The sequence below is a fragment of the Nocardia sp. CA-151230 genome (genome assembly GCF_050942175.1).
Taxonomy (GTDB): Bacteria; Actinomycetota; Actinomycetes; order Mycobacteriales; family Mycobacteriaceae; genus Nocardia.
In genome coordinates, this window is record NZ_CP192061.1 from 5,309,226 (window position 1) to 5,322,076 (window position 12,851).

Genomic DNA, 12,851 nt, shown 5'->3' on the forward strand with positions numbered 1-12,851 from the left:
TTCCACGAGAGGTGGGCAGCACCTAATGCCGCAACAGCAGGCCGATACCGAGATAGACGCGAACCCGATGCTGCGGGCCGCGCTCGCACCGCCGGCCCGCACACTGGTCGATATTCTCGCCGCCACTGCCGCGGCGCACCCCGACGCACCCGCCCTCGACGACGGTGAGGTGGAACTCGGATACGCGGAGCTGCTCGCGGAGATCGCGCTCGAGGTCGAACGCCTGGCCGCGGCCGGGGTGCGGGCGGGCGACCGGGTCGGGGTGCGGATGCCGTCGGGCACGCGCGGGCTGTACATCACGATCCTGGCGGTCCTGCACGCCGGAGCCGCCTACGTGCCGGTGGACGCCGATGATCCCGACGAACGCGCCCGGCTGGTGTTCGGGGAGGCCGGGGTCTCGGCCATCGTGACCGCGGCCGGGATCGAATCCACCGCAGCGGCAAGGGGATCCGGCGACCGGGTGACGGCGACGGCCGCGCCCACGCCCGCCGACGACGCGTGGATCATCTTCACCTCCGGCTCCACCGGAACACCGAAAGGTGTTGCGGTGACCCATCGCAATGCCGCGGCGTTCGTCGATGCCGAGGCCCGGCTGTTCCTCCAGGACGCGCCGATCGGGCCCGGGGATCGGGTGCTGGCCGGACTGTCGGTCGCCTTCGACGCCTCGTGCGAGGAGATGTGGCTGGCGTGGCGCCACGGCGCCTGCCTGGTCCCGGCGCCGCGCGCGCTGGTGCGGACCGGCGCCGATCTGGGGCCGTGGCTGGTCCGCCGGGAGATCAGCATCGTCTCGACCGTGCCCACGCTGGCGGCCACCTGGCCCGCCGAGGCGCTCGAACCCGTGCGGCTGCTCATCTTCGGCGGTGAGGCGGTGCCGCCCGAGCTGGCCGAACGGCTTGCCGGCAACCAGGATTCCGAGCGCGAGGTGTGGAATACCTACGGCCCCACCGAGGCCACCGTGGTGGCCTGCGCCGCGCTGCTGGACGGCGGCTTCCCCATCCGGATCGGGCTGCCGCTGGACGGCTGGGACCTGACCGTCGTCGACGCGGCCGGAGATCCGGTGGGCGAGGGCGAATCCGGTGAGCTGGTGATCGGCGGTGTCGGGCTGGCACGCTATCTCGACCCGGCCAAGGACGCCGAGAAGTACGCGCCGCTGCCGTCGGTCGGCTGGGAACGCGCCTACCGCAGTGGCGATCTGGTGCGCAACGATCGCGAGGGGCTGGTCTTCCTGGGCCGGGCCGACGATCAGATCAAATTGGGTGGCCGCCGCATCGAGCTCGGCGAGATCGACAATGCGCTACAGCATCTGCCGGGTGTGACCGGCGCGGCGGCCGCGATCCGGACCACCAAGGCGGGCAACAAGATCCTGGTCGGCTATCTGACCGGACCCGGCGCCGATTGCGACCTGGCCGCCGCGAGAACCATTCTCGCCGAACAGCTTCCGGCCCCGCTGGTGCCGCGACTGGCCGTGGTCGGGAAACTGCCGACCCGCACCTCCGGCAAGGTCGACCGCGACGCGCTGCCCTGGCCGCTGCCCAAGGCCATCGCCGCCACCCCCGACAGCGGTCTGTCCGAGACCGAGCGGTGGGTCGCGGGACTGTGGGATTCGATTCTCGGCGCGGAGGTCACCGACCCGAACGCCGACTTCTTCGACCTGGGCGGCGGCTCGCTGGCCGCCGCCCAGCTGGTGGCGGCGCTGCGGGAACGGCAGCCGCGCGTCGCCGTCGCGGACCTCTACGACCATCCGCGGCTGGGCGCCCTGGCCGCCCTGCTCGACGGCTTCGCGCCGACCGCCGCGGTCGAGGAGCGACTGGTCCGGCCGGTGCCCCGGTCGGCGCAGCTGTTCCAGGTACTCGCGACGATTCCGCTCACCACCCTGACCGGTCTGCAATGGCTGACCTGGCTGGCGATCGTCGGCAATGTCGCCGCCTGGTCGGGTTCGCTGCCGTGGCTGCCGCACCTGTCGTGGTGGTGGATGCTGGTGGCGTTCCTGCTCTTCATTTCCCCGCCCGGCCGGATGGCGCTGTGCGTGGCCGGTTCCCGGCTGCTGCTGCGCGGCGTGCGCGCGGGCACCTACCCGCGTGGCGGGCGGGTGCACCTGCGGCTGTGGACGGCGGTGCGGCTATCCGAGGCCAGCGGTGCCGAGAACCTGTCGGGCGCACCGTGGATGGTGCCGTTCGCGCGGGCGCTGGGCGCGAGGGTGGGCCGGGGCGTCGACCTGCACACGCTGCCGCCGGTCACCGGCATGCTGGAACTGGGCGACGGCTGCAGCGTCGAACCCGAGGTGGACCTGTCCGGCTTCTGGATCGACGGCGATCTCGTGCACATCGGGCCGATCGAGATCGGGCCCGGCGCGGTGGTCGGCGCCCGCTCGATCCTGCTGCCCGGCACCAGGATCGGCCGCAATGCCGAGATCGCGCCCGGCTCCTCGGTGTCGGGCAAGGTGAAGGCCGAACAGGAGTGGGCGGGCTCCCCCGCCGTGAAAGTCGGCCGGGCACAGCATCGCTGGCCCGACGAGACGCCCGCGCGGGCCGCGCACTGGGTGGCGATCTTCGGCATCACCTCCATGGTGCTGGCCTCGGTGCCGATCTTCGCGCTGGGCACCGGCGGTCTGCTCATCGCCTGGTGGATTCGCGACACCCGGACGCTCGCGGCCGGATTCGAACGCGCCTTCGCCATGCTCCCGGTGGCCATGCTGCTGGTGCTGGCCGTGTACGCGGCGGTCACCATCGTGGCCGTGCGGCTGCTCGGCATCGGGCTGATCGAGGGCCATCACCCCGTGCGCAGTCGCCAGGGCTGGCAGGCGTGGGCCACCGAACGGCTGCTGGATTCCGCGCGCACCTTCCTGTTCCCGCTCTACGCCAGCCTGCTGACCCCGGTGTGGCTGCGGCTGCTGGGCGCGAAGGTCGGCAAGCGCGTGGAGGTTTCGACGGTCCTGCTGCTGCCCAAGTTCACCGTGGTCGCCGACGGCGCGTTCCTGGCCGACGACACCATGGTCGCCAGTTACGAACTCGGCGGCGGCTGGCTGCGCATCGGCGAGGCCAAGGTCGGCAAGCGCGCCTTCCTCGGCAACTCCGGTATGACCGCGCCCGGGCGGCGCGTGCCCAAGAACGGCCTGGTCGCCGTGCTGTCGGCGGCGCCGTCCAAGGCGAAGGCCGGTTCGTCGTGGCTGGGCAGCCCGCCGACCCGCCTGCGCCGCGCCGCCGAATCCGGTGACACCGCACGCACCTTCGATCCGCCGTTCCGCCTGCGCGTGGCCCGAGCTGTGGTGGAGACCTGCCGGTTGATCCCGGTGTTCGTGACCTTCGCCATCGGCCTCGGCGTGCTGTTCGCCCTGGCCTGGCTGGCCCAGACCCTCGGCCACCTGCCCGCCGCACTGCTCAGCGGAGTGGTGCTGCTGGCGGCGGGCGCGGCGGCGGGCGCGGCCTCGGTGCTCGCGAAATGGCTGCTGGTGGGCCGGATTCACACCGAGGAGCATCCGCTGTGGAGTTCGTTCGTGTGGCGCAACGAGGTCGCCGACACCTTCGTGGAGCATGTCGCCGCACCGTGGTTCGCGCGCGCCGCGACCGGTACGCCCGTGCTGAATGTCTGGTTGCGTGGACTCGGCGCCACCATCGGCCGCGGGGTATGGTGCGAATCCTATTGGCTTCCGGAGGCTGACCTGGTGACACTCGGTGACGGCGCGACCGTGGAACGCGGCTGCGTGGTGCAGACCCACCTGTTCCACGACCGCATCATGGCCATGGACACCGTCACCCTCGGCGCGGGCGCCACGCTCGGGCCGCACTGTGTCGCCCTGCCCGCCAGCGTGATCGGCGCGGGCGCGACCATCGGACCGGCCTCGCTGGTCATGCGCGGCGACAGCGTGCCGCCGTCCACGCGCTGGTGGGGCAACCCCATCGCGCCCTGGCCGGAGGGCGGCCGCTGATGCCCGACCGGCTCGACCAGCCCATCGACGATTACCTGCCGCAGAACGGGAATCGCGGCTACCGGGTCTCCCGCTACGAGCTGGAGCTGGTGTACAAGGTCGCCAGTAACCGGCTGGCCGGGCGGGCCGACATCACCGCGGTCACCACCGGGGTGCGAGATCGGTTCGCGCTGGACCTGTCTCAGGCGCTGGCGGTGTCCAAGGTGTTCGTGAACGGGGCCAAGCCCGCCAAATTCACCCATCAGCGCGGCAAATTGGTGATCACGCCGCGGCAGCGGATTCCGGCGGGCGGGGTGCTGGTGCTCACCGTGCAGTACGCGGGCCCGCCGCGGCCGTTGCGCAGCCCGTGGGGCGAGGTCGGGTGGGAAGAGCTCACCGACGGCGTGCTGGTGGCCAGCCAGCCCAATGGTGCGGCCTCCTGGTTCCCGTGTGACGATCACCCGAGCTCCAAGGCCAGCTACCGGATTTCGATCACCACCGACTCGCCGTACTACGCGCAGGCCAACGGCACGCTGGTGCGCAAGCAGACCAAGGCCAGTCAGACCACCTGGGTGTACGAGCAGCCCGAGCCGATGTCCACCTACCTGGCCACCATCCAGATCGGCCACTACCGCAAGCAGCGGGTGGACGCGCCGCGCGGCGCGGTGCCCATGCAGGCGGTGCTGCCGCCGCGGCTGCGCGCCGCCTTCGAGCACGACTTCGCGCGGCAGCCGCGCATGATGGAGGTCTTCGCCGAGAAGTTCGGGCCCTACCCGTTCGAGGCGTACACAGTGGTGGTCACCGACGACGAACTCGAGATTCCCATTGAGGCGCAGGGAATTTCGGTCTTCGGGGCGAATCACTGCGACGGGCGGCGCGGCTACGAGCGGCTGGTCGCGCACGAGCTGGCCCACCAGTGGTTCGGCAACAGCCTGACCATCGCGCGGTGGCGCGACATCTGGCTGCACGAGGGCTTCGCCTGTTACGCGGAATGGATCTGGTCGGAGGAGGCCGGCGGGCCGAGCGCGGACCAGCTGGCGCGCACCGCACACCGGAATCTGGCGCGGCTGCCGCAGGATCTCCTGCTCGCCGACCCCGGACCGGACCACATGTTCGACGACCGGGTCTACAAGCGCGGTGCGCTCACACTGCATGCGTTGCGGCTCACGCTCGGTGATACCACCTTCTTCGATCTGCTGCGCGCGTGGACCGAACGGTATCGCCACGCTTCGATCACCACCGACGAATTCACCGACCTGGCCGGGCATTACAGCACGGCCTCGCTGCGCCCGCTCTGGGACGCCTGGCTCTCGGCGCGGCCGCTGCCCGCATTGCCGCCCCTCCCCGCGTACGGGGCGGAAGCACCCACCGGGTAGACTTCGGGCGAACCCAGAAGTTGATCATGGATGTGGCGCGGCCACATCGAGCGCCAGACTTCGCTAACTCCTCGCAAGCAGTGTTTTCGCTGCGCGACCAGCACCTTTCGAAGGCACTGCCACACCGATGAATTCGCCCTCCTTCGCCGCGCTCGGCGTGCGTGAACCGCTCGTCCGCGCGCTCGATGCCGCCGGTATCACCGAGCCGTTCCCGATCCAGGCCGACACCCTGCCCGATTCCCTGGCCGGGCGGGATGTGCTCGGCCGCGGGCGGACCGGCAGCGGGAAGACCCTCGCCTTCTCGATCCCGATGGTGGATCGGCTGGGCGCGCGCGGCGGGCGGTGTGCGCCGAATCACCCGGCCGGGCTGGTGCTCGCGCCGACCCGGGAACTGGCGACCCAGATCGCGGCCACCCTGGAACCGCTCGCGGCCGCCTACCGCATGTCGGTGACCACCATCTTCGGCGGCGTCTCGCAGCATCGGCAGGTGCAGGCACTCAAGCGGGGCGTGGACATCGTCATCGCCTGCCCCGGCCGCCTCGAAGATCTGATGCGGCAGGACCTGATCAGCCTGGACTCGGTCGAGATCACCATCATCGACGAGGCCGACCACATGGCCGATCTGGGTTTCCTGCCCGGCGTCACCCGCATCCTGGCCGCCACACCCGAAGACGGTCAGCGCCTGCTGTTCTCGGCCACCCTGGACAACGGCGTCAACAAGCTCGTCAAGCGGTTCCTGCCGGATGCCGTGAAACACGCTGTGGACGAAGCGAATTCGCCGGTCGCCGCCATGACCCACCACGTGTTCGAGGTGCCGACCACGGAGGCCAAGCGCGCGATCGTGCACCGCCTCGCCTCCGGGTCCGAACGCCGAATCCTGTTCACCCGCACCAAACATCAGGCCCGCAAGCTGGCCCGCCAGCTCACCACCGCCGGCATCCCCGCCGTCGACCTGCACGGCAATCTCACCCAGCCGGCCCGCGATCGCAACCTCGCCGCCTTCGCCTCCGGCACCGCCAAGGTCCTGGTCGCCACCGATGTGGCGGCACGCGGCGTCCACGTCGACGGCGTCGAACTCGTGGTCCACGTGGATCCGCCCGCCGAGCACAAGGCCTACCTGCACCGCTCCGGCCGCACCGCCCGCGCCGGCAACCACGGCGACGTCATCACCCTGGTCCTGCCCGACCAGCGCACCGACCTCGCCGCCCTCATGCGTAAGGCCAAGATCACCGCCACCCCGCAATCGGTCACCCCCGACTCCCCGGCGGTCACGCAGCTGATCGGCGAGGTGGCCCCGCTGGTCGCCCTCCCCGCGGCCGATGCCGCGGCACCGCACCGCGTGGACACGCCGGCCGCCTCCCCCACGCGGGGAGCCCGCCAGCCCAAGAAGCGGACCCGCCAGGCCCCGACCGACGCGAAGCAGACCGCACCTCGGAACCGCCGCCGGCAGGGCTCCCAGAACACCGACGATGCGCGCACTCCCGACCGCCCCGCGGCCCGCAAGCCCGACACCGCCACCGACGGCCGGCCCACCCGCCGCGCGGGAGGCCGCACCGGCGGAAAGCCTCGCGCCTCGGCCACGAGCACCTCGAACGGCCACAATCCGCGTACCGGCGTCACGCGCGACGAGAACCAGAGCACCCGCGCCGCCCGGACCGGGCGCCGCGGCACGGCCGATGCACGGCAGGGTGCCCCCGCCGAGCCGCGTACCCGCGGCACCTCCGGCCGGACCGCATCCCAGCGCACCGACGGCGCCCCTCGCCGTCATCGCAGCAACTGACGTCCTCGACGACCGACGCCGCGGCCACCGTGCCGGTGTGCCCGCGGCGCGGCGACACCCGGGAGAGTGCGTCCAGAATGTGACGTTTGCCCGTATCTAGCGCGCGCAGATTTTTCTACAGTTATTGGATAGCAATCGACTCCCCGCTCTTACCTCGTGAATTCTCATCTGTCGTCCCGAACGCTGTGACAGGGGTCAGGAGAGCAAGTCATGAAAACCGACGCCCCCTTGAGTGAGCGGGTCATCGTCAAGTTCGAACGGGTCGAGAATCGGTATCGGGTCTCGGTGACACCGATCGATCGGCTGCAGTGGCGGGTGGGATACGCGCCGGATATGAAAGCGGCCGTGCAGCTGGCCCGGGAACTGGCGAGCTGAGCACTACAGGGCGGGCGCTCCGGGTTCCAGGAGCCGCTTGGGGTGCATGCCGTCGACCTGCCCGATGAACGGCGGGTGGATGCTGTAGCCGAGCATTCGGCGAATATCCTCGGACACCGCGCGGACCGTATCGCGGGTCATGGAGAGCGTGAACGCTTCCTGGGGACGCAGCCACGGTTCGCAGTATTGGGCGGTGAGCGCGAGGCGGGGATTCGCGGAGCGATTCGCACCGCCGCCGTGCCACAGGGTGCCGACGAAGAATACGCAGCTACCCGCCGGCATCACCACCGGTTCGCGACGGTCGGATTCCCCGGGCAGGCGGTCGCCCCACAGGTGGCTGCCCGGAATGATGTCGGTCGCGCCGTTCTCGGCGGTGAAGTCGTCGATGGCCCAGATGGTGGCCGCCCCCAAGCCCTTTCGCGGGCGCGGCAGCGGGTAGAAGCCGTCGTCGGTGTGCAGCATCTGTGCCTGCTCGCCGGGCAGGATGTTGATCACCTGCAGCATGGACAGCAGGTAGTTCGGCAGGAACAGCCGGTCCAGCAGGGCCAGCACCCGCGGGTGGTCGGCAATGCGGTCGCAGGCACGAGTCTTGTTCAGCACGCTGTAGATGCGCTGTGTCGAGTGCCCCTCGAAGTTGTTCCGGCCGATCCGATCCAGCAGTGGCACAACACTTTCCCGGATCCGGTCGAGCTCCGCCGGAGTCAGCATGTCGTGCAGGATCACATAGCCGTCCCGCTCGACCGCGGCCAGATCGGCCTCGACCACCGCCGGATCCACGCTCGCGCCGCTGCTCTCGGTGCGCCGGTAGGTTCCGGCCAGATCGCCGTCCAGATCGCGTAGCGATGTCACCTTCGCGCTCATTCCGCCATCCTTTACATAACTGAGTTCTGTTATTGTTCGACTGTGGCACGAGCACCGATCGGACGTCAACAACTACTGGACGCGGCCCGCGACGAACTGGTCCACGCCAACGGCACCCTGGAACTGAGCGCGCTGACCCGCCGCACCGGCCTGAGCACCGGCGCGCTGTACCACCACTTCGGCTCCAAGGTCGGTCTGCTGGCGGCCATCTGGGACGACTTCTACGAGGGCCTGAGCCGGGCCATCGCCGACGACCGGCTCCCGGCCGACGGCGACTGGGCCACCCGCGAGCGCGCCCGCACGCACTGTTTCGTGGCCTTCCACTTCGAGCACCCGCTCGCGGCGCTGCTGCTCAACCGCGCGGCGCCCGATCCGGGCCTCACCGAGATCGAGGCCCTCTACATCCGCAATCTCGGCGACGCGGCCGCCACGAACATCCGCCGCGGGCAGGCCACCGGCGAGATCCCCGCCGATCTCGACCCCGACAGCGCGGGCGCGTATGTCATCGGCGGCCTGCGTCACGGCATCGCCCAGCAGCTGCGCGTCCATCCCCGTCCGCCCGTCGACCTTGCCGCCGAACGCCTTTGGCGTTTCACCGCCGCGTCGCTGTCCCTGTCCTGATCCGTAAAACAACTGGCGATCGCGCCCGCGGCCGGGTATCACTGCGTGCTATGTCGATCTCCACGGCCGACCGGCTGGCCATTCACGAATTGCTCGCCCTGCACGGACATCTCAGCGATGCCGGTGCCTTCGACCGCTTCGGGGAGGTCTTCACCGACGACATCGCCTATGACCTGACCGCCTACGGCGCGGGCGTGGTCACCGGCCGGGACGCCCTGCGCGACATGGCGCTCCAACTGGGCGACGGCAACCCGCTGGGGCATCACGTCACCAATATCGTGGTGTCACCCAGCACATCCGATACCGTGCGAGCCCTGTCGAAGGGCCTCGCGGTCGCGATCGACGGCACCGCCGCCAGTGTCACCTACGAGGACATCGTCGTCCGCACCGATTCCGGCTGGCGCATCAGCCATCGCCGCGTCGTCCCACGCCGGCAACCCCTCCAGCCCTGACGCTCCGGCAAACCCGAGGCGCTCGCTCCCCGAACCGCCTGGGATGTTTGCGCTCGGTCGCGCGCGAAATCGCCGGAGTGCAAGAATCCCCCGCATGTCGGGCGATCCGATGCAGATCGATACCGAGGTGGGTATCGACCTGGGTTCGGCGACGTTCGCGGTGCTGTCGGACGGCACGACGATCGAATCCCCGCGTTTCCTGGGCCAGACCGAGCGTCGCGTGCGGAAGGCGCAGAAAGCGTTGTCCCGCAAGGAGAAAGGCTCGAAGAGTCGGCCCAAGGCCCGGATCAGGGTCGCCGAGGCGCACGCGAAAGTCGCCGATACGCGCCGGGACCGGGCGCACAAGCATTCGACACGGATCATCCGCGACAACCGAGCGGTGTTCGTCGAAGACTCGAGTGTGGAAGGGCTCGCCCGCACCCGGCCGGAGAAGAGCGTGCACGACGCCGGGTGGAGCATGTTCGCCGGGTCTCAGCGATCCAGCCGTACGCGGCCCCGCTGCCTGCTACCCCGTTTCCCGACACCGGTCCGCTCCCGCAGCCTCGCGTCTGCTCCTGCGCCCCCGGCCTGTTCCCGCCGCATCCGGCCGGCCCGCAGGTTCGCGCTACTCGGATGGGCGTTCGGTCTGCGCGCTGGACAGGGCCGCGGAGTAGGCGGCCAGGGCGCTGGGCCAGAACTGTTCGAGATAGTCGCGCGCATCCGCCAGCCCGCGCGGGTCCAGCGAGTAGAGACGGCGGTTGCCCTGCGGCCGCATCATCACCAGGCGCGCCTCACGCAGCACCTTCAGATGCTGGGAGATTGCCGAATTGGTGACGCCCAGGGCGTCGGCGAGTTCGCCCACCGATTTCGGGCCGTGCGGGAGAGCTTCGAACACCGCCCGGCGAGTACCGTCGGCGAGCGCGCTCAACACCCGCACTCCATTAGCGACCACTTAAGCAGACTGCCCGCACCGCCCTGCCGCGGTCAATTCGCCGGCAACCCCGGGAGACCGACGTCATCCAAGATTTACCCGCGTGTCGTTATCGCCTCGTAATACGCGAACTGAACTTTCGGCGCACTGTGACGGTCGCAACTCGGCTTCTGAACGACAGCCGGGTTCTCGTACGGTCGAGCAATGCCCGTAACCGTTCCGTTACCTCGACTGCATGGAACCGGCCGGTACCGTTCGGTCGCGACCCGTGCCGCGGCCGTCACCGCCGTCGTCGGCGCCACCCTGACCGCGCTGGCCGCCACCGCCCCGCACGCCACACACGAGCTCACGGGCGACTCCGTGGCAAACGCTGCCCAGATCGACGGCGCCTTCACCGCCTTCACCCCGCGCGAGGCACAGATGCCGCAGGTGGTGCCGCAGCCGGTGCTCGACTTCCTCGACGGCCTGCACGCCGAGCAGGCCCGCCCCAAGACCGTGCGCCCGGTCGCCGGTCCGCTCACCTCCGGCTTCGGCATCCGCTGGGGCGCCATGCACGCCGGCATCGACTTCGGCGAGGGCTTCGGCGCACCGATCCACGCCATCACCGACGGCACCGTCATCGAGGCGGGCCCCGCCTCCGGGTTCGGCCTCTGGGTCCGGGTGCTGCAGGACGACGGCACCATCGGCGTCTACGGCCACATGCAGGACATCCTGGTCCAGGTGGGCCAGCAGTTGCGCGCCGGCGACCTACTCGCCACGGTCGGCAGCCGCGGCTATTCCACCGGACCGCACCTGCACTACGAGGTGCACACCGGCGACGGCGCGCCCGTCGACCCGCTGCCCTACCTGGCCGGGCGCGGCATGGACGTCGGCATCCCCGTCCACTGACCCCACCGCTCATCCGGGCGCCCGAGGACGGGTGCACGGATCGGTTGCGCGACAACGGCGTTCGCGACCCACGCAGAACAGCCCCGGCTCATACCGCCGGGGCTGTTCTCATACCCGGGTACTACGTGCCCACCCCACCGCCGGGGGAGGTGGCGGGCGGCCGCACGAACCTAGCGTCACCGTCATGACCACGCTCGATCGTCCGCCGCTCGCGCCGTTCGCCCCCACCGTCCCCGCTCGCCGGCTGCACCGCCCCCTGCTCGTCACCACCGCGGCCATGGCGGCCCTGGCCGTGTTCTCCCTGTGCGCCATGGCCTTCGACGACCGCATGCTGCTGGGCGAATCGGTGTGGCTCAAACCGCTCAAGTTCGCCATCGCCATGGTCCTCTACTGCGGCACCCTGGCGTGGCTGGTGTCGTTCCCGCACCGCGGCCAGCGGCTGACCTGGTGGATGGGCGCCGTCTTCGCCGCCACCGCCACCGTGGACGTCGGTTTCGTGGTGGTGCAGGCCGCACGCGGCACCTTCAGCCACTTCAACACCCAGCACGACGCGGTCAACACCATCGGCCAGTGGGTGTTCATGACCGGTGTGCCCGGACTGTTCCTCGCGAATCTGGTGATCGCGGTGACCCTTTCGTGGCAGCACGTCACCGACCGGCCCACCTCGCTGGCCATCCGCGCCGGCCTGGGCATCGCGGTCTTCGGCATGGCGCTGGGCTACACCATGGGCTTCAGCGGCGAGCAGCAGACCACCGACGCCTACGGCCACCCGGTGCGGCTGGGCGCGGGACACACCTTCGTCAGCGGGCAGCCCGCCGTCCGCGACGGTGTCGAGGGCATGCCGATCACACACTGGAGCACCGCGGGCGGCGACATGCGGATCGCGCATTTCGCGGGCCTGCACGGCATTCAACTGCTCATCGTGGCGGCCATCGTGCTGGCCCGCCTCGCCCCGGCCGTGACATGGCTGCGCACCGAGCGCACCCGCACCCGGCTGATCGGGGTGCTGGCGCTCGGTTACACCGCTCTGGTGGCGCTGCTGGTCTGGCAGGCGCTGCGCGGCCAGCCGGTGACCCGGCCCGACGGTGAAACCCTCACCGCCCTCGGCCTTGTAGCCGCCGTCACCGCGCTCGGCATCGGCATCGTCTACGCGCTGAGCGTGCGTGCCCTGCCCGCCGGCCGCCACGCCACGGTCAGCGCAGCCGTTCCGCCTCGCGCGTCAACGCCACCAATGTCGCGGTGAGATCGGCGAGTTCGATCATCTCGGCGCCCTCCGCGACCGCTGTGGCCACGTCCTCGGCGGCGCAGCGGGCGGCGAACCAGCGATCGGACAGGTCCGAGACCTCCTGGGCACTGAGCACCACCGAATCCTCGGGAATGCCGGTGCCCTTCACGCTGTTTCGATGTTCGTACGCACGCTGGCGGCACGATTGCCGGCAGTACCGCCGGCGGCGTCCGATCTCCGATTCGGCGATCTCCCGCCCGCACCATTGGCAGCAGGACAGCACGCGTCGAGACATGGTCCGTCACATTAGCGGTTTGCGGCCGCGACCGGGCGGAAGGGCACGCCGCGGCGGGGTGGGCGCGCCGGACGAGTAGGATGGCAGGGTTCTCGCACGGGAACCGATACGTGCGCGGCTGCGTTGACAGTAGGTAGCGCAGCTGCAGAAACACTGATGTAGAA

The 12,851-nt window shown here is 70.4% G+C and carries 11 protein-coding genes and 1 pseudogene; 9 read left to right on the forward strand and 3 right to left on the reverse strand.

The window, feature by feature from the left end:
* Positions 1-25 precede the first annotated feature (25 nt).
* The 4 genes from ACQP1O_RS25270 (at position 26) to ACQP1O_RS25285 (ending at position 7,435) form a co-directional block, all read left to right on the forward strand.
* Positions 26-3,925, forward strand: a complete 3,900-nt coding sequence (locus ACQP1O_RS25270; RefSeq protein WP_433560951.1) for a Pls/PosA family non-ribosomal peptide synthetase — start codon at positions 26-28, stop codon at positions 3,923-3,925.
* A complete protein-coding gene (locus tag ACQP1O_RS25275) occupies positions 3,925-5,280 on the forward strand; it encodes a M1 family metallopeptidase (protein ID WP_433560952.1) in 1,356 nt (451 codons plus the stop codon). Before ACQP1O_RS25270 ends, ACQP1O_RS25275 begins: the two co-directional genes overlap by 1 nt.
* Before the next feature lie 127 nt (positions 5,281-5,407).
* On the forward strand, positions 5,408-7,060 hold the full coding sequence (locus ACQP1O_RS25280; RefSeq protein WP_433560953.1) for a DEAD/DEAH box helicase: 1,653 nt from the start codon (positions 5,408-5,410) through the stop codon (positions 7,058-7,060).
* A 210-nt stretch (positions 7,061-7,270) separates the two neighbouring features.
* A complete protein-coding gene (locus tag ACQP1O_RS25285) occupies positions 7,271-7,435 on the forward strand; it encodes a hypothetical protein (protein WP_433560954.1) in 165 nt (54 codons plus the stop codon).
* A 3-nt stretch (positions 7,436-7,438) separates the two neighbouring features.
* Here ACQP1O_RS25285 and ACQP1O_RS25290 read toward each other — a convergent pair whose 3' ends face one another.
* A complete protein-coding gene (locus tag ACQP1O_RS25290) occupies positions 7,439-8,296 on the reverse strand; it encodes a phytanoyl-CoA dioxygenase family protein (protein WP_433560955.1) in 858 nt (285 codons plus the stop codon).
* Between the two features lie 42 nt (positions 8,297-8,338).
* On the opposite strand from ACQP1O_RS25290, the gene ACQP1O_RS25295 reads away from it, so the two are divergent.
* From ACQP1O_RS25295 to ACQP1O_RS25305, 3 genes and pseudogenes are all read left to right on the forward strand, one after another.
* Positions 8,339-8,917: a TetR/AcrR family transcriptional regulator gene (locus ACQP1O_RS25295; protein WP_433560956.1), complete on the forward strand. Its 579-nt coding sequence runs from the start codon at positions 8,339-8,341 to the stop codon at positions 8,915-8,917.
* Positions 8,918-8,967: 50 nt separating this feature from the next.
* Positions 8,968-9,369, forward strand: a complete 402-nt coding sequence (locus ACQP1O_RS25300; RefSeq protein WP_433560957.1) for a nuclear transport factor 2 family protein — start codon at positions 8,968-8,970, stop codon at positions 9,367-9,369.
* Between the two features lie 109 nt (positions 9,370-9,478).
* Positions 9,479-9,775, forward strand: a pseudogene (locus ACQP1O_RS25305) (transposase); the annotation flags it as partial.
* A 198-nt stretch (positions 9,776-9,973) separates the two neighbouring features.
* On the opposite strand, the gene ACQP1O_RS25310 reads toward ACQP1O_RS25305, so the two are convergent.
* The gene (locus ACQP1O_RS25310) at positions 9,974-10,300 is read right to left on the reverse strand and encodes an ArsR/SmtB family transcription factor (RefSeq protein ID WP_433560958.1); all 327 of its coding nucleotides are present in this window, start codon (positions 10,298-10,300) and stop codon (positions 9,974-9,976) included.
* Positions 10,301-10,483: 183 nt separating this feature from the next.
* On the opposite strand from ACQP1O_RS25310, the gene ACQP1O_RS25315 reads away from it, so the two are divergent.
* Both ACQP1O_RS25315 and ACQP1O_RS25320 read left to right on the forward strand, forming a co-directional pair.
* On the forward strand, positions 10,484-11,167 hold the full coding sequence (locus ACQP1O_RS25315; protein WP_433560959.1) for a M23 family metallopeptidase: 684 nt from the start codon (positions 10,484-10,486) through the stop codon (positions 11,165-11,167).
* A 184-nt stretch (positions 11,168-11,351) separates the two neighbouring features.
* Complete coding sequence (locus tag ACQP1O_RS25320) at positions 11,352-12,410, forward strand: hypothetical protein (protein ID WP_433560960.1); 1,059 nt, start codon at positions 11,352-11,354, stop codon at positions 12,408-12,410.
* Here the strand turns inward: ACQP1O_RS25320 and ACQP1O_RS25325 are convergent.
* Entirely contained in the window at positions 12,361-12,687 is a 327-nt protein-coding gene (locus ACQP1O_RS25325; protein ID WP_040857932.1) for a hypothetical protein, read from the reverse strand. The two genes, ACQP1O_RS25320 and ACQP1O_RS25325, sit on opposite strands and share 50 nt — an antisense overlap.
* Positions 12,688-12,851 lie beyond the last annotated feature (164 nt).